The sequence below is a fragment of the Costertonia aggregata genome (assembly GCF_013402795.1).
Classification (GTDB): Bacteria; Bacteroidota; Bacteroidia; order Flavobacteriales; family Flavobacteriaceae; genus Costertonia; species Costertonia aggregata.
In genome coordinates, this window is the sequence record NZ_CP058595.1 from 551,784 (window position 1) to 574,002 (window position 22,219).

The following is a 22,219-nucleotide window of genomic DNA, read 5'->3' on the forward strand; positions in this document are numbered from 1 at the left end:
CTCGTAAAAGAGTCCGATCCCTAAAAGGTTGGGCTCTTTTTAGTTTACTTTGATAACGCTTAGTAGCCGAAAAAACCACTTTTAAAAGAATGGCCTGTATTGCATGACCCGAAAATCAAATGTCGTGAAATTGGGATTTTGGTGTTTCAGCTTTTTGTACAAGGCTAAACTCCCTATCGCCCTATTTGCAGCCCCCGAAGGCGCGGTAAGGGAAACTGTTTTGATGGTTCTTCCGGTGTTTAACAGAATAAACTCATGAATTCTGGGAACTTCATCAACAAGGTTTTTATACTTTATATCATGCTCTTTAAGGTGCTTTCTAAAAAAATACTCAGGGCCGTTTTTACTATTACCACCTGTGAACAAAAGCGTATTTACCTTGGGATACTCTAAAAGATAACCGATAACATTCCTCAATTTGATGTTTTGCATACCTAGGTCAGATGCATCTATTTTATGGCGCTCCGCACTGGCAACGATATCGCAAACCCCTATTTTTCTTTTTAAGAGAAAGCTTTTACGTTGCTCAATTGCCGATTGAGTGGTTTCATACCTAAGGCCCAGGTCAAAAATTTTATCCAAAATGGGCCATAACTGTCCGTTTTTGCTACCGTAGCAAAAATCAACGTCTTCCCCTTTCAAATCGCCCGTTGTAAAACGGGGCGGTGGCAATGTACCTACAATGAGTTTGGTCGCCTCTTTAAAAATAAACGGTTTGTAGGGGTGTGTATGGAGAAACAATAATCCAGTTTTTAAAATCTTACTTTATCAAATATACTGTATTGAATATAGACCGCATGGCTATTGCCTTTCATCTAACATTTTACTAACTTTATGATTGATAACTTAACTTTTTACTGAAGTAGTTCAACACACGGGAAACGATAACACTATATTATAATTATGGGAAAAGGCGACAAAAAAACAAGACGTGGTAAAATAGCCAATAAATCTTATGGTGCCAGAAGACCTAAGGGCATAAAGAAAAAACCAAGCGTAGAGGAAAAAATTAGCATCAAGAATAAAAAATAACTGTGTATGGCTATCTTACGAAAACGGGCTCGTTTTCTTTGAGCGTATGTGCATCGCTAAACTCATAATCGTCCAAATCAAATCCTTTGATATCATCTAAGGTTTTCGCATTGGAATCTATAATATACCTTACCATAGAGCCTCTTGCCTTTTTTGCAAAAAAGCTGATAACCTTCAATTTATCGTTCTTCCAATCCTTAAAAATCGGTGTTATAACGGGTACCTCTAATTGTTTAATATCAACCGCACCAAAGTATTCGTTACTTGCCAAGTTTACAAAAAGTTCTTCATCCCCCAATTCGGAGTTTAGGCTCTTTGTGATATCATCTTTCCAAAATTCATAAAGGTTTTTTTTACGACCAACTTTAAGCTGCGTTCCCATTTCCAAACGATAGGGTTGTATTAGGTCCAAGGGCTTCAAAATTCCGTAGAGTCCCGACAATATACGCAATGTGTTCTGTAGCTTATCCAATTTCCCTTCTTCGAGCGTGTAAACATCCAGCCCTTGATATACATCACCGTTAAAGGCATATACGGCCGGCCGTGCATTCTCTGGTGTGAACGGCACAGAAAACTTTTGGTTGCGTTCCCAGTTCAACTGGGCCAGATTATCGGAAATGCTCATTAACTCCGATAATGCTTTTGGTTTTTTCTTTGCCAAAACCGTATTGAGTTTTTGGGATTGCTCCATAAATTTTGGCTGGGTATACTTTTTGGTCGGTAGCTTACTTTCAAAGTTTAGCGATTTCGCCGGAGAAATAACAATTTTCATCTGCTCAATTATTACAATTGGATTATAAAAATAATCAGGTTTTTTGAAATTACATATGCGTAGGAAAAAGACTTATCAATATGGGTATTGGCAAATCTTATAAACTATTGGCTATGCTTGGCATAACTGCGCCATTTTTCGATACAATCTGCAATATCTTGCGGTATTTCGGAATCAAACCGCATGAATTCGCCACTTACAGGATGTACAAAACCCAGTGTCTTGGCATGCAGTGCCTGTCGTGGTAAAATTTTGAACGTATTGTCTACGAATTGTTTGTACTTGGTAAATGTGGTCCCCTTAAGGATTTTATCACCACCGTACCGTTCGTCATTGAACAAAGTGTGCCCGATGTATTTCATATGCACCCGTATTTGATGGGTACGGCCCGTTTCTAATTTGCACGAGACCAAGGTCACATATCCCAAGCGTTCAATGACCTTGTAGTGGGTAACGGCCTCTTTGCCTTCCTCACCATCGGTATAAACATGCATTTGCAACCTGTTTTTCGGGTGTCTGGCAATATTACCCTCAATAGTACCTTCATCTTCCGCAACATTTCCCCACACCAAGGCGATGTATTCCCGTTCTGAAGTTTTATCAAAAAACTGTTTGGCCAAATGGGTCATGGCGGCATCGGTCTTGGCCACTACCAATAATCCAGATGTATCTTTATCGATTCTATGTACCAGACCGGGGCGTTCATTACCGTTTACCGGAAGGTTATCAATATGGTGAAGTAAGGCGTTGATGAGAGTACCCGAATAATTGCCATGCCCAGGATGAACTACCATTCCTGCTGGTTTGTTCACGACCAAAAGCACATCATCTTCGTAAACAATATCCAAGGGTATTTCTTCGGGAACCAGCAAGAATTCATGTGGCGGATGTTCAAAGAGTACTTTTACCTCGTCACCCGCTTTAACCTTGTAGTTTTGCTTTACGATAGTATCGTTGACCCAAATATTACCACTTTTTGCAGCTTGCTGAATTTTGTTTCGGGTCGCATTTTCTATAAAGTTCATCAAAAACTTATCTACCCGCAGGGGTTCCTGCCCTTTTCCGGCTACAAACCTATGATGTTCAAAAAGCTCGTTTTCGTTTAAATCGGAACTATCGTTTGGTTCCATATATTATTCTGAATCGGCTTTGATTTGCGCTCGGTCGGGAATGCTGCCATTTCCACAAACCAGTTCTAACTTTGAAGTCTTGGGCAGTTTGTCGCCTTCATTGATCCGCTTGCCCTTATATTTTATATAGTACACCATATCTTTTCCAAGCTCATCAATATAGGTAACCCGCTGTACATCTAAACCAACGGCACGCAACATTGATGCAGCATTGCGCTGGGTAACTTGAATGATTTTAGGAACGGTAACCTTTTTATATCCCGATGGGTTTACCGTAAAATATATTTTACGGTTTTCTTTTACCTTGTTTCCCGCAGGCGGTGTTTGTTCTATTATAGAAAAACGGGGATAATTGGGGTTATAATTGGCAGAATCCAAAACCTCATACCGCAATCCTGCCTCTTCCACAGCCTTTCGCATTTCCATGACGGACATCTTGGAAAAGTCAGGCACTTCAACGAATTCCCCATGGTTGGTCGTACTTTTCAACCACTGCAGTGTTGCAAACACCAACAGGACTATTACTAACAAAGCAAGTCCCAACTGTATAAAAAACACCCTGCTTTTTAAAAAATTAAAGAAATTTTTCATTGTACTGTCATTGACCCACAAATATATGAAATGCGATAGTACAAAAGGTACATCGTTTTTTAAATTATCGATTTTGATGTATAATGTTCCCTTCAAAAATTATACGGTCAAACGTTGTAACCCGATACTTTTTTCTTTTCTTTGGTTTAAGAAGTATGTCAACCCAACACACACGATGAAGAAAAACATTGCCATTATTATGGGGGGGTACTCCAGCGAGTATAAAATTTCATTGAATAGCGGAAATGTGGTCTATAATTATCTGGACCCAACAAAGTTTAACCTGTTCCGCATTCATGTTTTCAAGGAAAAATGGGCCTATGTTGATGAAAACAATATGGAAACCCCAGTAAACAAAAACGATTTTTCCATTGAGATTGATGGCAAAAAAATAATATTTGATTGCGTGTTCAATGCCATTCACGGCACTCCCGGGGAAGATGGGTTGATGCAGGCCTATCTTGAACTTTTGAACATTCCACAAACATCCTGTAATTACTACCAAGCGGCCCTTACGTTCAACAAAAGAGATTTGTTGAGTGTTCTAAAACCGTATGGCATACGATCTGCGGCATCCTACTATTTAAATTGGGGCGATGCAATTGATGAAGATAAAATAATAGACACCGTGGGGCTTCCCTGCTTTGTCAAGGCCAATAAGGCCGGGAGTAGTTTTGGAATTTCAAAAGTTTACGAAAAAGAAAAATTGAGAGCTGCCATAGAAGATGCTTATAAAGAAGATGATGAAATTATTATCGAAGCCTTTTTGGATGGTACCGAAGTATCGGTCGGAGTTATAAAATATGACGGGAAAACCACGGTATTACCAGTTACCGAAATCGTGACCGAAAACGATTTTTTTGACTATGAGGCCAAATATGAAGGTAAATCCCAAGAAATCACCCCAGCGAGAATATCGGACACACAAAAGAACAAAGTAAGTGAATTGGCAAAAAAGGCCTATGACGTTCTAAAAATGAAGGGATTTTCTAGAAGCGAATTCATTTTTGTAAACGATGAACCTTTTATGTTGGAAATGAATACAACACCGGGATTGACCACAGAAAGTATTCTTCCCCAACAGGCCAAAGAGGCCGGTATCTCGCTTTCCCAACTTTTTGAAAGTGCCGTACAGGAAGCTTTAAACAAAAAGGCTTAATTTTAGGATATGAGACGCGCAATATTTCCAGGTTCTTTTGACCCCATTACCTTAGGGCATTACGATATCATACAAAGAGGTATCACTCTTTTTGATGAACTCATTATCGCCATAGGTATAAATGCAGAAAAAAAATATATGTTTTCTTTAGAAGAACGTATGCATTTTATTCAAGAAGCATTTGCCCATGAACCAAAAATCAAAGTATTGACCTATAAGGGCTTAACCGTTGATTTCTGTAAAAAAGTCAAAGCTGATTTTATTCTTAGAGGTTTGAGAAATCCAGCAGATTTTGAATTTGAGAAAGCGATTGCACATACAAACCGAAGCCTATCTGAAATCGAAACCGTTTTTTTGTTGACGTCTTCTGGCAAATCATTCATCAGCTCTTCCATAGTTCGTGATGTTATTCGGAATGGTGGGGACTACACAGGGCTTGTGCCTAAATCGGTTTCGGTAAAGTAAGGTACGTTTTTTGTACTACGTTCCGAAAAATATTTTAGCGCACTTCACACACATAACCACATATTTTCGACAATTCACAACAAACCTTGAGTTATCTATAAAAATACCCATACATTAGTAAGAAAATTCAACTTAATGTTGGGCAAAACTAAAATCAATACCAATAATTACCTTATAAAGCAGTTGCCCAAAGCAACCGCTTTTCTGAACAAGAAACTAGAAATAGTACATGTTTCGGACAGGTTAATTCATGACTATTGCCCAGATAAGACCAATATATTAGGTCAACCCTTCCCAAACCTGTTCAAAAATTTAGAGCAAAAACTTAAAAAAAGTATTGGCGAGACCATCAAAGGCAAGCAAAACCCTACTACTTTAGAACGCTTTTTGAACGACAATTCCAATGAAGTTTGGTTAGAGTTTGAAAATATACCTTGGTTTGATGAAAATGAAAATATTATCGGAGCGATAGTACAGATAAATGATGTTACCGAAAAAGCGAAAAACCAAAAAGAATTAGATAAACTCAAGGTTTTATTTAATGAAAAATCTGAGATAGGAAAAATCGGTAGCTGGGAATATGATGCCGTGAAAGATACACTTACTTGGTGTAACATGACCCGGAAAATACACGATGTACCTCCAAATTTTATTCCAGAGATTGAAACGGCTATAGATTTTTACAAAGCTGGCTTTAGTAAGAATACTATCGCCATGCAAGTGGACAGTGCCATGAAAAAAGGCACACCATGGAAAGAAAAGCTTCAAATAGTTACGTTCAATGGCGATGAAAAATGGGTGATTTCCGCAGGGAGACCTATATTTCAAGATAAAAAGTTTGTAGGACTGATCGGTACTTTTCAAGATGTAGATGACCAAGTAAAGTCTGAATGCAAGACAAAAGAAAGCGAACAACTTTTAAAAACATTGATCGATAATCTCCCATTGAATGTGTTCATAAAAGATTTAGATTCCAAAAAAATATTGGTGAATAAATCCGAGTGCAATTATTTAGGGGTAAGGTCTAAAGATATTATCGGAAAAGACGATTTTGATTTATACCCTGAAGATATTGCCCAAAAATCCCGAGACGAAGATTTAAAAGTCATAAATACTTTGAAGCCCATATTGGGAAAAGAAACCATCAGCATCAAAAACGATGGTACACAAACGTACTTTTTGACCTCAAAAATACCCTTGCTCGATAGTGATGGCTCGGCGACTGGCCTGGTTGGTATTAGTTTGGATATATCCGATATAAAGCAAAAAGAGGAAGAACTGCATAGTTTAATAAACGTAGCATCTTTGCAAAACAAGAAATTGGTGAATTTTGCCCATATCGTTTCCCACAATCTACGTTCGCATACCGCTAATTTTTCAATGTTGTTGGACTTTTTGGTCAACGAAAAATCAGAGGATGAAAAGAAAAACATAATCAACATGCTCGTTGAAGCTTCCGATAACCTTTTGGAGACGCTAGACAACTTAAACGAAGTCGTAGCCATAAATACCAATGTAAACCAAGATAAAAAACCGATAAGGTTGAACGACAAAATAAAAACGGTAGAGAAAAATTTAACCGCATTGTTGATCAACAATTATGGTAAAATAATCAATACCATTTCAGACGACACCCATATAAAAGTCATACCCGCATACATAGAAAGTATTTTGATGAATTTTATGACCAATGCCATAAAATACAAAGACCCGCATCGGGACCCTGTTATAAAATTGAGTGCCGAAAGAAAAGGAAAATATACCGTTATGAGCATATCCGATAACGGTCTGGGTATAGATTTGGATAAATATGGCGATAAGCTGTTCGGAATGTATAAAACATTTCACAATAATTCTGATGCAAAAGGTATAGGTCTATACATTACCAAAAACCAAATAGAGGCCATGAACGGGAAAATAGAGGTATACAGTAAAGTGGGGCAGGGAACTACCTTTAAAATATTTTTTAATGAGCAAGATTGATTCAATCTGTATTATAGACGATGACCCGATAATCGTTTTCGGTATCAAAAAAATGCTGAGCCTTGTTGTAGAATACAATAATCTGTACACCTATAAAAACGGTAAACTGGCCATAGACGGCATTAATGGTTTACTGCTAAACGGCATGGATGCGCCGGATGTCATTTTTTTGGATATAAACATGCCGATTATGGACGGATGGCAATTTTTGGAAGAGTTCATCGCATTACCGCTAACGAAAAAAGTACGTGTCAATATCGTTACATCATCCATTGACCCGGTAGACAAGGAAAGGTGGGAGTTCTTTAAGTCCAAGACCCGGCACGTTGTCGAATTCAACAATAAACCCATTCGTAAAGCAGATATCAAAGAAATAACAAAGCTTGCCTGACCCTAAATTTTAAAATACCTAATTTTGAAGCTTGGAAGATAAACGTGGCGTTCATGGTTACCCTTTAACGTCTCATATTTTATCGATAAATTAGGGGCTATGAAGCAAGTTGTTCTATTAACTTTGATATGTATGTTTTTTTCCTGTGAAGACCAAAAACAGGATAAAATAGAAGAATTTCAAACCCATTTTGAACTTTCCGAGTACAAAGAAACGGCCACTTATCTGCAGGTCATTGATTTCTACATTCGCTTGGCAAAGGAATTTCCGGAAATCAACATACAGACCATAGGAGAAACAGACAGTGGTTATCCCTTGCATTTGGTCACTTTTAATATTGATGGGGATTTCAATTTTCAAAAAATAGGCAAGAACAAAACCGTAATTTTGATAAACAATGGCATACACCCCGGGGAAAGTGATGGTATTGATGCAACAATGCTACTGTATAGGGATTTGGCCACAGGAAAAGTTGATGCTCCTGAAAATACCGTACTGGCGACCATTCCCGTATATAATGTAGGAGGTGCTTTAAACCGAAATTCATTTTCGAGGGCCAATCAAAACGGCCCTACATCGTACGGTTTTCGCGGCAATGCCCAAAATTATGACCTGAATCGGGATTTTATAAAAGTAGACACCAAAAATGCGGTCACCTTTGCTTCCATATTCCATTTGGTACAACCGGACATTTTTATAGATAATCATGTAAGCAACGGAGCCGATTATCAATATACCTTAACACATTTATTTACGCAACACAATAAATTGGGCGGCGATTTAGGCAATTACTTGAATAAACGTATGATGCCCAAACTTTCCAAATTACTCCAGGAAGATAATTGGGAAATTACACCCTACGTAAACGTTTTCAATAAAGTTCCCGAATCGGGTTTTTCCCAATTTATGGACTATCCCAGATATTCAACAGGCTATACCACTTTGTGGAATACTTTGGGGATGATGGTCGAGACACATATGCTCAAACCCTATGAAAAAAGGGTTGAAGGCACTTACGAACTCATGGTGAAAATGATAGCTATCGCCGAGGAGGATGGTAAAAACATTAAAACCCTGCGTAAAGAAGCCCTTACAAGACATATGGATTGGACACATTACCCAGTTCAATGGAAAATTGATACGACCCGAACATCTACCCTAAAATTCAGAGGTTACGAAGCCGACACGCTCATCAGTGAGGTAACCGGGCTACCAAGGCTAAAATATGACAGAACAAAACCATTCACGAAAGAGGTAAACTACAGCGATTATTTTATACCTACCGACTCTGTAGCGATACCGGAAGCCTACATATTGAAAAAAGGATGGCATAAAGTCATAGAGCTACTAAATCTTAATAATATAGAATACACGAAGATTGACAAGGATACCACGCTTTCTGTGGAATCTTACAGGATAGCTGATTACAAAACACAACAAAATCCATACGAAGGGCATTATCCCCATAGCGATACCAAAGTTTCTAAAGAAATAAAAACCGTTTCCTTTTCCCAAGGTGACTACTACATACCTACAAACCAAACCGGGATACGCTATCTTCTGGAAACACTGGAGCCACAAGCGACCGACTCTTTTTTTAATTGGAATTTCTTTGATACCATTCTACAACAAAAAGAGGGCTTTTCGCCGTACGTTTTTGAGGATGTCGCTTTGGAAATCTTACAAAAAGACCCGGAACTCAAAGCAGAGTTCGATAGAACTAAGGACTCTTCGGCAACCTTCTCGGCCAATTGGTACAAACAGTTGGATTGGTTATTCAAAAATTCAAAATATTATGAAGATGCCCATTTGCAATATCCCGTCTATCGCATTTTGAAATCTGTTGATTAAGATTACCCCTCAAAAAGAATTTTGATGTTGACGTAACTGTTCAATAATGCTTTTTGGATTTTTTTGGGTCCTTTCCATTTCACTTTTTCGATACCCTCGCTTTTTTGTCCTTTGAGCTTACCCGTAAAAGAGGTTTTCATGGCATACCAATGCACTTCTTTTAACTTGTAGTTACCGTTTCTTTTGAATACGTGATAAGTAGTCTTAAGAAAATTTTCGATTTTGAGCCCTTTCACCCCGGTTTCTTCCTCGACCTCGCGAATGGCACACTCTTCGATACTCTCGCCTTTGTCCAATTTCCCCTTCGGCAAATCCCATTTATCATTTCTATATATGAAAAGTACTTTACCTTCCTTATTGGTCACTACACCGCCCGCAGCTACTACCAAAGGTATTTTTTTACAGAACTTTTTTAGGATTTCCTCATGGTTGGGATGGTAAATAAAGGCCTCGTCCAGTTTTTTTTTTGACAATCCGTCCAAGGCTTCGTTAATGGCATCTGCGTTTAACAAAAAATAAGGTGCATTAGAGGTTTCGGAAAGTTTATTTGTAAGAATCAATGGGCGTTCATTAACAAAAACTTTATACATTTGTGCCTATGGTTTTAGATAAGGATACTGCAAAAAAAACAGCCGAACTTTTACTGCAAATTAATGCAATTAAGTTGGAACCGGAAAATCCTTTTACATGGGCCTCCGGATGGAAATCACCTATCTATTGCGACAATAGGATTATACTCTCCTATCCTGTGATACGAAATTATATTCGGGAAGAAATGGCCAAACAAGTTGAGTCGCTCTATGGTAAGATCGATGCCATTGTAGGCGTGGCCACAGGGGCCATAGGTGTAGGTATGCTGGTAGCTGAACAGCTTGGCCTACCGTTTGCATATGTTAGGCCACAACCAAAATCCCACGGTAGGCAAAACCAGATAGAAGGCCGTTTGGACGCTCATCAAAATGTAGTGGTCATCGAAGATTTGATAAGCACTGGCAAAAGCAGTTTAAATGCCGTTGACGCACTAAAAGATGCCAATATAAACGTAAAGGGCATGGTCGCCATTTTTACCTATGGTTTTGACTTGGCCAATGATAATTTTAAAGAAAAAAATGTTGAGCTGCACACCTTGAGCGACTATGAACACCTCATAGACCAAGCGTCGGAAACCAGCTATATAAAAGAAAACCAAATGAACACCTTGTTGGAATGGAGAAAAGACCCCTCTACATGGAAACCCAATTAATATGCATATAGAATCTCAAAAAAAAACAGTTTTAAAAAGTGCCGAAGAAGTCTTTCATTTTTTGACCGATGTGAAAAATTTTGAAATTTTGATGCCGGACAGTATCGATAAATTTGAGGTCTTGAGCGAAGACAAATTTCTTTTTGCCCTAAAGGGTATGCCAGAAATTGTATTGAAACAAAAGGAGGAGCATCCCCACTCTAAGGTAGTTCTTGGAGCGGCTAGTGACAAATTACCGTTTACTTTGACTGCTGATATAATTGAATTGGAAAACAACCAAAGCGAAGTTACCTTGAGCTTTAATGGCGAATTCAATGCTATGATGGCAATGATGATTAAACATCCCATTACCAATTTCATAGGTACCTTATCCGGTAACCTTAGCAAAATAGAATAGCCATGATCGGGAGACGTCAAAAACGTTCCAGAAAAAAATTACTTATCAGGGATGGTCTTTGACCAGTATGCCACTAGTTATTATCAATACACTAGTTTAACCTCTTTCAAGGCGAATTCTTGCAATATATTATCTTCTAGCTCAACCTTAAGTTTGCCTTCAATGGTAACCCCTCTAATAATTCCCATGAACATTTCGCCTTTTTGATCTTGAAAGGTTGATACGATATCCTTTCGAAACAAAAGACTTTCATATTCGACTATAGCATCAGCTAAAATCTTATTTTCTATGTTTTTGAATTGATGCTTCACCTCATCAACGATAGTTTGGAGTAAGGCTTGCAAATCAAAGGTACTACCTGTTTGAATATGCATTGAGGTAGCATTGACTACATCGCCGAAATCAATTTGGTTGACGTTTAGGCCAATCCCGATGATCGAAGACTTGATATCGTTTCCTGCCATTGTGTTTTCAAGAAGGATGCCACATATTTTTAATTGGCCTGACAGAATGTCGTTTGGCCATTTTATGGATACATCAGGTACTTTCAACTTTCCTAAGACGGTATATATTGCCTTTGAAACCGCTATGGTCAGTAAAAATCGATCTATAACCGAAAGTGCTTTGAATTTTTTTAAAATACTGAATGTCAAATTTTTACCACTTTCCGAAGTCCAAATAGCACCCATTTGCCCCCTTCCTTTTAACTGTTTTTCGGTAACCACTACGGTATAATCCTGTAATGGTTGTGAAAGCATTAAATTTTTTAAGTATGAATTTGTTGAATCCGTGGCACTAAGTTTGACAATATGCATGTGTTAATGCTTGATTTTGATGTACAATGTTATGTTAAAAACAATAGCGAAGAACGTAAAAAAATAATAACTTTGTAAAAACTAAAATTTTTGAATGCAGAAAGGGAAAGCTAGCGCAGATGAGTTGATTGCTCTAATTTTACAGGGAATAGAAGACGTCAAAGGACAAGATATAAACATACTGGATTTAAGAGAAATTGAAAACACCGTTTGTGACTACTTTATAATATGCAATGGTACTTCCAACACGCAGGTAAACGCAATAGTCAATTCAATCCAAAAAATAGTAAGTAAAACGATTAAAGATAAGCCTTGGCATGTAGAGGGTTCAGAAAATGCTGAATGGGTGCTATTGGACTATGTGAACGTAGTGGTACATGTTTTCCAAAAACAGGTCAGGGATTTCTATGATATAGAGGGGCTTTGGGGAGATGCAAAAGTAACCGTGGTAGAAACTAGCTTTAATCAGTAAAAAAAAATAATGGCAAAAGACAACAATAACACTCCAAAGAAACCAAAATTCAGTTCATGGTGGATTTATGGCATCATAGCCATATTGCTCATAGGTTTTCAGTTTTTCAACAGTAGTAGTTTCAACAGTACTGAAAAAACAACTACCTCCGCACTGCAAGAATACTTGAGAAACGGGGACATTGACAAAATTCTGATCATAACCAATACGAGACAGGCCAAAGTTTTCTTGACAGATGAAGCCATGTCCAAGGATGTACACAAAAATGTATCACAAAAACCATTGATTCCATCAACAGGTCAGTTGCCCCAATATGTGCTGGATTATGGTGACCTTCAAAATTTCGAAAATGAGATCAAGAATATTAAAAGAGAGAATAATCTTGAAACCGTAGTGGACTACGATACCGAGAACAATCTCATAGGTGATATACTGTTATCTATTCTTCCGTTTGTTCTGATCATTGGCATCTGGATATATCTCATGCGTAGGATGTCTGGCGGAGGTGGAGGTGGTGCCGGAGGCCAGATCTTCAATATTGGAAAGTCAAAGGCAAAATTATTTGATGAAAAGACCGATACGAGAACATCGTTTAAAGATGTAGCAGGCTTGGAAGGTGCCAAGGAAGAAGTAGAGGAAATCGTCGAGTTCTTGAAAAACCCGGACAAATATACCTCTCTGGGTGGTAAAATACCCAAAGGTGCTCTTTTGGTCGGCCCTCCGGGAACCGGTAAGACATTATTGGCCAAAGCGGTGGCGGGAGAGGCCAAAGTGCCCTTCTTTTCACTATCCGGTTCGGATTTCGTAGAAATGTTCGTTGGTGTAGGTGCTTCCAGGGTACGTGACCTTTTCAAGCAGGCAAAAGATAAATCGCCTGCCATCATTTTTATCGATGAGATCGATGCTATCGGTAGGGCACGTGGAAAAAACAACTTTACAGGTTCCAATGATGAGCGTGAAAATACGTTGAATCAACTATTGACTGAAATGGACGGATTCGGAACCAATACGAATGTTATCGTACTGGCGGCCACTAACCGTGCCGATGTTTTGGACAAGGCCCTCATGCGTGCCGGACGGTTTGACAGGCAAATATATGTAGACCTGCCCGATATCAGGGAACGTAAAGAAATATTCGAGGTGCACCTAAGACCCATTAAAACGGCCGAAACCTTGGACTTGGATTTCTTGGCCAGACAAACACCAGGTTTCTCGGGAGCCGACATCGCCAATGTTTGTAACGAAGCTGCTCTTATTGCAGCCCGTAAGGAACAAAAGGCAGTAAACAAGCAAGACTTTTTAGACGCGGTCGATAGGATTGTTGGAGGGCTTGAAAAGAAAAATAAGATAATAACTCCCGGCGAGAAAAAAACCATTGCCTATCATGAAGCGGGCCATGCCACTACTAGTTGGATGTTGGAACACGCCGCTCCTTTGGTAAAGGTAACCATTGTACCAAGAGGACAGTCCTTGGGAGCCGCCTGGTACCTGCCCGAAGAGAGGCTTATCGTGCGGCCTGAACAAATGTTGGATGAGATGTGTGCCACAATGGGCGGTAGAGCCGCTGAAAAAGTAATTTTCAATAAAATCTCTACCGGAGCATTGAGCGATTTGGAAAAAGTGACAAAACAGGCAAGGGCCATGGTAACCATTTATGGCCTGAACGATGAAATAGGCAACCTTACCTATTATGATTCCTCCGGTCAAGATTCCTACGGGTTTTCGAAACCTTACAGTGAGGATACGGCCAGAAAGATTGATGCGGAAATATCCAAAATCATCGAAGAGCAGTACCAAAGAGCAATAAAAGTACTTACCGAAAACAAAGATAAACTTACCGAACTGGCAGAACGTCTTTTGGAAAAAGAGGTCATTTTTAAAGAAGATTTAGAGAAAATATTTGGAAAGAGACCCTTTGAAAAAGATTTTGACGAAAAAAACCAGGAAACAGTCGTTTCTGAAGAAAAACCTCTAGAAGAAAATAAATAACGGTATGTTGCGTTGTTTTTTTAAACGACCATAGCATAAAGGGTATTGCAGTTATACATTAATGGGGCTATTTGATAAACTTTTTGGTGGAGGTAAAAAAAAGGTTTCCAAAGAAACAGCGGAAACCAGGGGCGTTCACATGCCCGACCTTAATATTCCCGTTGATGAAAAATTTACCATACATTTCAAAAAAAACGGTGGTAAGTTCATTTACTGTGATTCATCAAAAGAGATTACACATGCCCTAAAAAATATCGTCGAGGAAAACGGATGGCAAAACCATCCTTTTTATACGTTGAACCCTAGGTTAGAGGAAAAGTTCTCAAAGAACAATGTCTCCTTCACGAACGAGAGCAGAAAAAGTGATGTCTTTTTTACCACTTGCGAGCATTTAATCGCACAAAACGGTTCTATACTGGTATGCTCAAACCAATTAAAAGAAAAAAAATTAAACGAGTTACCTGACAATGTAATCGTTTTTGCAACTACGAGCCAATTGGTAGAATCTATTGGGGAAGGACTGAAAATCATCAAGAAAAAATACAAAAACAGCATTCCCGCTAACATTACCACCCTAAAGCATTTTCAACAGACCGATGAAAACAAAGACGATTTCCTTTCTTACGGGAGCAGCTCTAAAAACCTATATCTCTTACTTTTAGAAGACCTTTAGCTTTTAAATCAATATTCTGTCGTTGGCAAAACTATGATAATCACGTAGGATAGATTACTTTTGGGCTATCTGAAAATAAACAGGATTACATGAAAGAGATTTTTAGGCGTTCCATAACGGGAATCCTTTACGTTGTATTGTTGCTTTCGGTAGTGTTTCTACCAAGCTCAGATGCCTTTGATTTTCTTTTCATGACCTTTGGATTGGCTTGCCTTTATGAATACAAGCGTTTAGTCAAACTCCCAGGATATCATATATTCATCGCTTATTTGGGTCTGTGGTGGGTATTCATATATTTGGCCAATGATATTGGGCTTATCTATACATTGATGTTCCTCACCATAACGGTAAACATTTCACTACTTTTTTATCTTTTTTCCAAAAAGGAAAAGTTATTCAACGCACTGCAAAAGTTTATGATAGGTCTTTTTTACATAGGAGGCGGTTGTATTTTTTTGACGATGATACCCTACAAGGATAATAACTTTGCCAAATTCCTGATAATGGGTATTTTTATATTGATATGGGTAAACGATTCTTTTGCATATGTGACCGGAAAAACTTTTGGTAAAACCAAACTATATTCGGCCGTCTCACCTAAAAAAACGGTTGAGGGCACGCTGGGCGGGTTTATCTTTACGCTCGTAGCGGCCTACGTTATGAGCAAATATGAACCGATAATAAGTTCTGTACAATGGATGATTCTGGCGGCAGTAATAGTGATTGCCGGAAGTCTGGGAGATTTGGTCGAATCAAAATTCAAAAGAGCCGCTGGCGTTAAGGATAGTGGCGCTATTTTACCGGGTCATGGGGGTATGCTAGATCGTCTGGACAGCTTGGTATTTGCGGCACCATTTGCTTATTTAACCTTAAATATATTTGCTTATGTTTCATAAAGAAGGGCAAAAGATTATTTTATTGACGTTTTTTATCGTGTCCATCATAATATTGGTTTCACAGTATTATTTGGATATTGTTTGGCTACGATATCTGCTTCAAATTGGGGCCATAGTGGTAATGATATTGATACTTCAATTTTTTCGAAACCCTAAGAGGCTAGCCATTAAGAATTTTGATGAAATTTTGTCGCCCGTTGATGGTAAAGTAGTCGTGATAGAAGAAGTAGAAGAAAAAGAGTATTTTAAAGAAAAAAGAAGACAGGTATCTATATTTATGTCGCCCATCAACGTTCACGTTACAAGATATCCGGCAAGCGGATCGGTTAAATTTTCAAAATACCACCCTGGAAAATATTTGGTGGCCTGGCATCCAAAATCAAGTGAAGAGAATGAACGTACCACGGTAGTCATAAATACACCTAAATTTGGTGATATCCTATATAGACAAATTGCAGGTGCAATGGCCAGGCGCATTGTAAATTATGCAGAAGAAGGCGAAAATGTACAACAGGGCGATGATGCAGGCTTTATCAAATTTGGGTCTCGGGTAGATTTGTTTTTACCGTTGGATTGCCCTGTAACGGTAAAACTCAACCAAAAAGTAATAGGCGCAAAAACCTGTATTGCCACTAGCCCTGTAAAGAAAGATGAATAGTGAAAAACTTCATAGGGATTTTGAAAAGGCGGTGGCGTTCGTAAATGAATACCAATCTCCCATAGCCGCTGATTTACTTCTTAAATTATATGCATACTATAAAATCGCACAAAAAAATTACAATCACCCAGGCAGCAAAACCCCTTTGATAAATGCCTTTAAAGCCAATGCTTTGATACAGGCGAAGAACGTTACCCGCGAAGAGGCCATGAAAGAATATATTAAACTGGTAAAAAAAGAAATAAGGAACACTTAGGAAAATGTCCTATTTCATGTTGGAATAACAATAAAATCGATTGCCTTTAATCGTTCATGAATCGCATCACTATTCTTATCAGAATAAAAACGCCCACCAGAATACTCCATATTGATACATTAGAAGAGTTTTCCTTTTCAACTTCATAAGATTTGGCTGCTACTTTTTGGGCTTGTTTTGGGTCTATTACAAAGCCTGAACAGCTTTCTGTAAAATCCGGTTTTCTTTGTGTCAACGAACAAACGATTCCCGTATTGTTGTTAAATTCCCTTTTCTCGCATTGCTTACAAAAGACTAATTGTTGCTTTAATTCCATAAAAATAGTATAGGTTAAGATAAGACAACAACGTTTTCTTGATTAAAAAAGTATTTATAACGGTAAACTTAGCCTTTAACGGCTATCTCAAACAAACAGACATCGGCGTTGTGGTAATGCTCGGGAAGCTTCTCCTCTACCCCTAAAGATATGATTCCCAAAAATTCAAAACCGTTTTTGGTATAATGGCGTATTAGGTTTTTATTATGCCCACAGGTGTCCAACCGTACAAATTTCCTTTCGTTCGCCAAAGCATAGGTTTTTGCCCAATCTACAATGGTACCAACAAAATTTTTACCTCTGTAATCTGGGTTTGTAGCAATACGATGAATGTATAATGAAGGATTTTTGTCCTTCTCACCCCAGATTTCCGAATCGCTGAAAGTTACTGCCCAAACGCAGGCTATTGTATCATTGATCGTTATTTTGAACTGTCTTTTTTCCTGTATCTCTTTTTTTACCAAGCCCTTATTGAACTCGGGCCAAATATTGTCCAAAAATTTACTTCTCTGAAAAGCAGTGGCAAGTCTATAAAGTCTAAATATTTCGTTTATATCTTGTATTGTACTGTTTTGAATGGTCACCAAAAAAGAATTATATGAACAATACTACTAAGGTAAGGATGACTCCAGCAATGGTAAAATATATTCCCTTCCTAAAAATCGTGGTATTGGGCAAAAACATCCAAAATGCGGATAGCACGAAAAACAAAAGCGCTACACCAAAGAAAATATTCAAGAAGAAAAGCGGTTGTGATGATTTGGCTTTGTGCAAATGGGTCATTTTATCCAATACCAATGGTAACTTTTTCTTAGTATATTTTACCAGACCTGTTTTTGTATCGTAAGTTCCTTTTTCAAATTGAGCTATGCCATCATCCATATTTTGAAATCTCAGGTTTTTGATTTTAACCTTCTTCCCTACTTGCTCGGCACTCAATCCCGGTTTGAGCGATGCTTCTTGTTGGTATTCTTTTTTGAGAAAGTCGGTGTCCCTGAAAATTAAAATGACCCCACTAATGGCATAGACCGCCATGATACCTGCAAGAAAAAAGCCTAGGTAGCGATGGTATATCCTGATTTTATTTGAACGTTCACGTTGTTTTTGCATCATAAGAAAAGTATAGGAATTAATTAAAACTTTGTCAACTTACTAATGTACCTCAAGTCTCTTGTTGAGTTCTTTATAAATTTATTGTTTTCTAAGATTTTCGAATTCGTCGATTAAATTCAATAGCTTTTGCTTTTCTTCGAAGCCATATGTTTTTCCGTGAATGAAAATATTAGGTGAAAAACTACTGTATTCCGCATAATCCTTATTTTGATAGAGAGCAAAATGTTTGGTTGTACCACCAGAAATACCAATGTTTATGATTGATCCATCTTCATTGATACCCGATAGTTTTTTTTCATCAAATTCAAATCTATTCTCTTGTATACACGAATTCAAAAACTTCCAGTACCTATCATAACCATTTTTGGAAACTCTTTTCTTTTTTACTCTAATTTTACGCTTGACATTGGTTAGTTCATATCGTTCTACTTGGCCATTGTTCAGGTATACTATACAATTTAAATCCTGTAAAGTTGAAAATTTAGAATCACCCATTACAATCACTAGAGCGTTATCATCTTTTAGTTTCAACATTTCTATATACTCGTTCTTGGTTTCTCCCTTTCCTTTGAATTCAATTTTCTGAATAGTGTAGGGTTGAGAAAATCCGATTATGGAAAACATAACATATACTATGAAAATTGATTTATGCATTGGCCGATTATTATCTAGATTTATGTTATGGAACTTTATTGGATGTGTAAAAGTGCTTTTTACTATTAGTCGCTCAATTTAGCTCATGTCAAGCTTGCCAAACTCTTTTCCAAAGTTTCGATTTTGGCTTCGGCATCTGATTGCTTTTTACGTTCTGTTGCGATGACCTGTTCAGGTGCGTTGTTTACAAAACGTTCATTGGAAAGCTTCTTTTGGACAGATTGCAAAAAGCCTTTGGTGTACTTTAATTCTTCTTGAATCTTTGCGATTTCGGCTTCTACGTCAATCGTCCCGTCTATGGGGATAAAATATTCGTTGCTTTTGACACGAAAGGTCAGAGCACCGTCTAAAGCTGAATCAACGTAAGTTACTGAAGAAACATTGGTCAATTTTTGAATGACCACATCCCAATCTTTGATGGTTTTTTCCGAGTTCAAAACAGAAAGCTCCAAAGGCTCTTTCATTGGGATGTTTTTTTCTTTACGAATGGTGCGTATGCCCGAAATAACATCGGTCACAAAATCAAAATCCAAAATCAAGCTCTCATCAACTTTTTCCCAGCTAGGCCACTTGGCGACTATCAAAGCCTCTTCGGGCCTACGTTTTGCGATATGCTGCCAAACCTCCTCGGTCAAAAAAGGCATAAAAGGATGCAATAGCTTAAGGTTTTGTTCAAATATATGTATCACGGCGTCGAACGTAGTACAATCGATAGGTTGTTGATAGGCCGGCTTTACAATTTCCAATAGCCAAGAACTATAGTCGTCCCATACCAATTTATAGATGGCCATTAGTGCATCGGAAATGCGATATTTACTAAAATGATCTTCAATTTCAGCCAACGTTTGGTTGAACTTTGCACGATACCATTCCAAACCTAACCTAGAGGCGTCGGGCTGGGGCAAGTCGGCGACCTCCCAGCTTTTTATCAAACGAAAACCATTCCATACTTTATTGGCAAAATTCTTTCCTTGTTGGCATAGGTCCTCATCAAACATTAAATCATTACCTGCGGCCGAGCTCAACAACAACCCCACACGAACACCATCGGCACCGTATTGCTCTATCAGTTTTAAAGCATCGGGCGAATTTCCAAGGGACTTGGACATTTTTCTGCGTTGCTTGTCCCTTACAAGACCAGTAAAATATACATTTTTAAAAGGGCGTTCGCCCCTGAATTCATATCCAGAAATTATCATACGGGCTACCCAAAAAAAGATAATGTCCGGACCGGTGACCAAATCGCTCGTAGGGTAGTAATAGTTGACTTCATCGTTATCAGGTTCCAAAATACCATTAAAGACACTTATTGGCCATAACCATGAGGAAAACCAAGTATCCAGAGCGTCATCGTCTTGTTTTAGGTCATCCAAAGTCAAAGGCTTTTCCATTCCACTTGAAGACATGGCCTGTTTTGCCTTTTCAAGTGCCTTTTCTTTACTTTCGGCAACAACGAAATCATTTTGACCGTCACCGTAATAATAGGCTGGTATTTGCTGCCCCCACCATAATTGTCGGGAGATGTTCCAATCCCGTATATTTTCCATCCAATGGCGATAGGTATTCTCAAATTTTTTAGGGAAGAATTTTACTTCATCGGTTTCCAAAACCGCCCTTAAGGCAGGTTTTACCAAATCCTCCATCTTTAAAAACCACTGATCGGACAGTCTAGGCTCTATTACCGCTTTTGTTCGCTCGGATGTACCTACCTTGTTTATGTAATTTTCGGTCTTTACCAAAAAGCCTTTTTCCTTCAATTCTTCGGCAATCTCTTTTCGCACTACAAAACGGTCTTTACCTTGGTAATGCATTCCGAACGAATTTAAAGTGGCATCTGCATTAAAGATGTCAATTGTATCCAACTGGTGCTTTTCGCCTAATTCCTTATCATTGGTATCATGTGCAGGAGTAACTTTAAGACATCCCGTACCAAATTCAACATCAACGTACTCGTCCATAATAATGGGAATCGCACGGTCTACAATAGGGACTATGGCCCGTTTGCCTTTTAGATGCCGGTAACGTTCATCGTTAGGGTTAATACAGATTGCAGTGTCTCCCAATATGGTTTCCGGTCGTGTTGTAGCTATGGTCACACTTTCATTGGAGTCTTCGATTTTATAGGACAAATAATATAACAACCCTTGTTTTTCTTCATAAATTACTTCTTCATCCGAAAGGGTGGTCTGTGCTTCTGGATCCCAATTTACCATGCGATGCCCTCTGTATATCAACCCTTTGTCAAATAGTTTAACAAAAACCTTGATAACCGATGCGGACATATTGTCATCCATGGTAAAGGCAGTTCGCTCCCAGTCACAGGAACATCCCAGCTTTTTGAGTTGCTCAAGAATTACCCCGCCATATTCATTGGTCCAGTCCCAAGCATGTTTTAAGAACTCTTCACGGCTCAAATCGGATTTTTCTATACCCTCTGACTTTAGTTTGGCGACTACTTTTGCTTCTGTAGCGATAGAGGCATGGTCCATTCCCGGTACCCAACAGGCATTTTTCCCCATCAATCTGGCCCTTCTGATCAGAACATCTTGAATAGTGTTGTTCAACATATGCCCCATGTGCAGTACTCCCGTCACGTTTGGTGGTGGGATTACTATGGTATAGGGCTCTCTTTCATCGGGTGTTGAGTGAAAGTAATTATGTTTTGTCCAATAGTCATACCAACGGTTTTCCGAGGTTGAGGGGTCATATTTTGATGGGATTTCCATATTTTGGAACGGTTTTTGGTTTACCTATGCCGACTAAAAAATGAATGTCGCACAGATATGTTAAATGTTGATAACTTGTGGCTTTTTGCCCCTGTTTTAAATACGAAACAAAAATAAGTAACGTTATCAGATAACAAAAGTATTTTGGATAATCATCCAAGAAACCATTAAATTTGTAATTGACCCAAAAATTAAGATCATGAAAAAAATTGTACTAGTATTATTCGTTGGATTGCTAGGATTAAGTGTAACGGCTCAAGATAAAGTAGCCAAAATTGAATTTAAGACAGAAACCGTTGACTACGGAACTATTGAGAAAGGAGCCGATGGTATTCGTGTATTTGAATTTACGAACACTGGTGACGCCCCTCTTATAATAAGCAAAGTAAGTTCAAGTTGTGGTTGCACTATACCCAAAAAACCTGAAGAGCCTATTTTACCTGGTAAGACTGGAGAGATACAGGTAAAGTATGATACAAAAAGGGTTGGCCCCATACGAAAGGCAATTACCGTTATCTCCAATGCCGATACTCCTACGAAGGTGTTGAAAATAAAAGGTGAAATTAAAGATGCTAAGACTGTTGGAAAATAATTTTCAACGTTATAACTATACGGAAAGGCCCGCTCACAAAGCGGG

At 38.4% G+C, this 22,219-nt stretch carries 26 protein-coding genes; 15 read left to right on the forward strand and 11 right to left on the reverse strand.

All coding sequences use genetic code 11. From position 1 onward, the window contains the following. Positions 1-81: 81 nt before the first annotated feature. On the reverse strand, positions 82-741 hold the full coding sequence (locus tag HYG79_RS02545) for a uracil-DNA glycosylase family protein (RefSeq protein ID WP_179240601.1): 660 nt from the start codon (positions 739-741) through the stop codon (positions 82-84). Positions 742-903: 162 nt separating this feature from the next. Between HYG79_RS02545 and HYG79_RS02550 the strand changes: the two genes are divergently transcribed. Continuing rightward, complete coding sequence (locus tag HYG79_RS02550; protein ID WP_179240602.1) at positions 904-1,032, forward strand: 30S ribosomal protein THX; 129 nt, start codon at positions 904-906, stop codon at positions 1,030-1,032. Positions 1,033-1,042: 10 nt separating this feature from the next. Here the strand turns inward: HYG79_RS02550 and yaaA are convergent, their stop codons facing one another. From yaaA to HYG79_RS02565, 3 genes are all read right to left on the reverse strand, one after another. Beyond that, the gene (yaaA, locus tag HYG79_RS02555) at positions 1,043-1,804 is read right to left on the reverse strand and encodes a peroxide stress protein YaaA (protein WP_179240603.1); all 762 of its coding nucleotides are present in this window, start codon (positions 1,802-1,804) and stop codon (positions 1,043-1,045) included. A gap of 104 nt (positions 1,805-1,908) precedes the next feature. Continuing rightward, complete coding sequence (locus tag HYG79_RS02560; RefSeq protein WP_179240604.1) at positions 1,909-2,934, reverse strand: RluA family pseudouridine synthase; 1,026 nt, start codon at positions 2,932-2,934, stop codon at positions 1,909-1,911. Between the two features lie 3 nt (positions 2,935-2,937). Continuing rightward, on the reverse strand, positions 2,938-3,525 hold the full coding sequence (locus HYG79_RS02565) for a PASTA domain-containing protein (RefSeq protein ID WP_179240605.1): 588 nt from the start codon (positions 3,523-3,525) through the stop codon (positions 2,938-2,940). A gap of 175 nt (positions 3,526-3,700) precedes the next feature. Between HYG79_RS02565 and HYG79_RS02570 the strand changes: the two genes are divergently transcribed. The 5 genes from HYG79_RS02570 to HYG79_RS02590 all read left to right on the forward strand — a co-directional run bounded on the left by HYG79_RS02570 (position 3,701) and on the right by HYG79_RS02590 (position 9,374). Continuing rightward, positions 3,701-4,684 (forward strand): D-alanine--D-alanine ligase, encoded by a 984-nt coding sequence (locus HYG79_RS02570; RefSeq protein ID WP_179240606.1) that lies wholly within the window; start codon positions 3,701-3,703, stop codon positions 4,682-4,684. Positions 4,685-4,693: 9 nt separating this feature from the next. Beyond that, positions 4,694-5,149 carry a pantetheine-phosphate adenylyltransferase gene (coaD, locus tag HYG79_RS02575; RefSeq protein ID WP_179240607.1) on the forward strand — a complete coding sequence of 152 codons (456 nt, stop codon included), beginning with the start codon at positions 4,694-4,696 and terminating at the stop codon, positions 5,147-5,149. Between the two features lie 135 nt (positions 5,150-5,284). After that, entirely contained in the window at positions 5,285-7,132 is a 1,848-nt protein-coding gene (locus HYG79_RS02580) for a PAS domain-containing protein (RefSeq protein WP_179240608.1), read from the forward strand. Continuing rightward, the gene (locus tag HYG79_RS02585; RefSeq protein WP_179240609.1) at positions 7,119-7,523 is read left to right on the forward strand and encodes a response regulator; all 405 of its coding nucleotides are present in this window, start codon (positions 7,119-7,121) and stop codon (positions 7,521-7,523) included. Before HYG79_RS02580 ends, HYG79_RS02585 begins: the two co-directional genes overlap by 14 nt. A gap of 99 nt (positions 7,524-7,622) precedes the next feature. After that, positions 7,623-9,374, forward strand: coding sequence for a M14 family metallopeptidase (locus HYG79_RS02590; RefSeq protein WP_179240610.1), 1,752 nt, complete (start codon positions 7,623-7,625; stop codon positions 9,372-9,374). A gap of 2 nt (positions 9,375-9,376) precedes the next feature. Here HYG79_RS02590 and HYG79_RS02595 read toward each other — a convergent pair whose 3' ends face one another. Beyond that, complete coding sequence (locus tag HYG79_RS02595) at positions 9,377-9,964, reverse strand: NUDIX hydrolase (protein WP_179240611.1); 588 nt, start codon at positions 9,962-9,964, stop codon at positions 9,377-9,379. An 8-nt stretch (positions 9,965-9,972) separates the two neighbouring features. On the opposite strand from HYG79_RS02595, the gene pyrE reads away from it, so the two are divergent. Together pyrE and HYG79_RS02605 are read left to right on the forward strand one after the other, a co-directional pair. Beyond that, on the forward strand, positions 9,973-10,617 hold the full coding sequence (gene pyrE / locus HYG79_RS02600) for an orotate phosphoribosyltransferase (RefSeq protein ID WP_179240612.1): 645 nt from the start codon (positions 9,973-9,975) through the stop codon (positions 10,615-10,617). Position 10,618: 1 nt separating this feature from the next. Next, on the forward strand, positions 10,619-11,014 hold the full coding sequence (locus HYG79_RS02605) for an SRPBCC family protein (RefSeq protein ID WP_179240613.1): 396 nt from the start codon (positions 10,619-10,621) through the stop codon (positions 11,012-11,014). 83 nt (positions 11,015-11,097) lie between these two features. Here the strand turns inward: HYG79_RS02605 and HYG79_RS02610 are convergent, their stop codons facing one another. Further along, a complete protein-coding gene (locus tag HYG79_RS02610) occupies positions 11,098-11,829 on the reverse strand; it encodes a biotin--[acetyl-CoA-carboxylase] ligase (RefSeq protein ID WP_179240614.1) in 732 nt (243 codons plus the stop codon). A 94-nt stretch (positions 11,830-11,923) separates the two neighbouring features. Here HYG79_RS02610 and rsfS point away from each other — a divergent pair, with 94 nt between their 5' ends. From rsfS to HYG79_RS02640, 6 genes are all read left to right on the forward strand, one after another. Further along, complete coding sequence (gene rsfS / locus HYG79_RS02615) at positions 11,924-12,301, forward strand: ribosome silencing factor (RefSeq protein ID WP_179240615.1); 378 nt, start codon at positions 11,924-11,926, stop codon at positions 12,299-12,301. Between the two features lie 9 nt (positions 12,302-12,310). Next, positions 12,311-14,290: an ATP-dependent zinc metalloprotease FtsH gene (gene ftsH, locus HYG79_RS02620; protein ID WP_179240616.1), complete on the forward strand. Its 1,980-nt coding sequence runs from the start codon at positions 12,311-12,313 to the stop codon at positions 14,288-14,290. A 61-nt stretch (positions 14,291-14,351) separates the two neighbouring features. Next, positions 14,352-14,963 carry an LUD domain-containing protein gene (locus HYG79_RS02625; protein WP_179240617.1) on the forward strand — a complete coding sequence of 204 codons (612 nt, stop codon included), beginning with the start codon at positions 14,352-14,354 and terminating at the stop codon, positions 14,961-14,963. Between the two features lie 89 nt (positions 14,964-15,052). Continuing rightward, complete coding sequence (locus HYG79_RS02630) at positions 15,053-15,859, forward strand: phosphatidate cytidylyltransferase (RefSeq protein ID WP_179240618.1); 807 nt, start codon at positions 15,053-15,055, stop codon at positions 15,857-15,859. Then, on the forward strand, positions 15,849-16,517 hold the full coding sequence (locus HYG79_RS02635) for a phosphatidylserine decarboxylase family protein (RefSeq protein ID WP_179240619.1): 669 nt from the start codon (positions 15,849-15,851) through the stop codon (positions 16,515-16,517). The genes HYG79_RS02630 and HYG79_RS02635 overlap by 11 nt, the downstream gene beginning before the upstream one ends. After that, complete coding sequence (locus HYG79_RS02640; RefSeq protein WP_179240620.1) at positions 16,510-16,773, forward strand: acyl-CoA-binding protein; 264 nt, start codon at positions 16,510-16,512, stop codon at positions 16,771-16,773. Before HYG79_RS02635 ends, HYG79_RS02640 begins: the two co-directional genes overlap by 8 nt. A gap of 46 nt (positions 16,774-16,819) precedes the next feature. Here the strand turns inward: HYG79_RS02640 and HYG79_RS02645 are convergent, their stop codons facing one another. From HYG79_RS02645 to HYG79_RS02665, 5 genes are all read right to left on the reverse strand, one after another. Then, positions 16,820-17,089 carry a hypothetical protein gene (locus tag HYG79_RS02645; RefSeq protein WP_179240621.1) on the reverse strand — a complete coding sequence of 90 codons (270 nt, stop codon included), beginning with the start codon at positions 17,087-17,089 and terminating at the stop codon, positions 16,820-16,822. Between the two features lie 68 nt (positions 17,090-17,157). Next, positions 17,158-17,673 carry a GNAT family N-acetyltransferase gene (locus HYG79_RS02650; RefSeq protein WP_179240622.1) on the reverse strand — a complete coding sequence of 172 codons (516 nt, stop codon included), beginning with the start codon at positions 17,671-17,673 and terminating at the stop codon, positions 17,158-17,160. Between the two features lie 10 nt (positions 17,674-17,683). Continuing rightward, positions 17,684-18,202 carry a PepSY domain-containing protein gene (locus HYG79_RS02655; RefSeq protein WP_317168471.1) on the reverse strand — a complete coding sequence of 173 codons (519 nt, stop codon included), beginning with the start codon at positions 18,200-18,202 and terminating at the stop codon, positions 17,684-17,686. A 78-nt stretch (positions 18,203-18,280) separates the two neighbouring features. Then, on the reverse strand, positions 18,281-18,856 hold the full coding sequence (locus tag HYG79_RS02660; protein WP_179240623.1) for a hypothetical protein: 576 nt from the start codon (positions 18,854-18,856) through the stop codon (positions 18,281-18,283). A gap of 83 nt (positions 18,857-18,939) precedes the next feature. Next, positions 18,940-21,582, reverse strand: coding sequence for a valine--tRNA ligase (locus HYG79_RS02665; protein WP_179240624.1), 2,643 nt, complete (start codon positions 21,580-21,582; stop codon positions 18,940-18,942). Positions 21,583-21,781: 199 nt separating this feature from the next. Here HYG79_RS02665 and HYG79_RS02670 point away from each other — a divergent pair, with 199 nt between their 5' ends. After that, a complete protein-coding gene (locus HYG79_RS02670; protein WP_179240625.1) occupies positions 21,782-22,174 on the forward strand; it encodes a DUF1573 domain-containing protein in 393 nt (130 codons plus the stop codon). Positions 22,175-22,219: the final 45 nt, after the last annotated feature.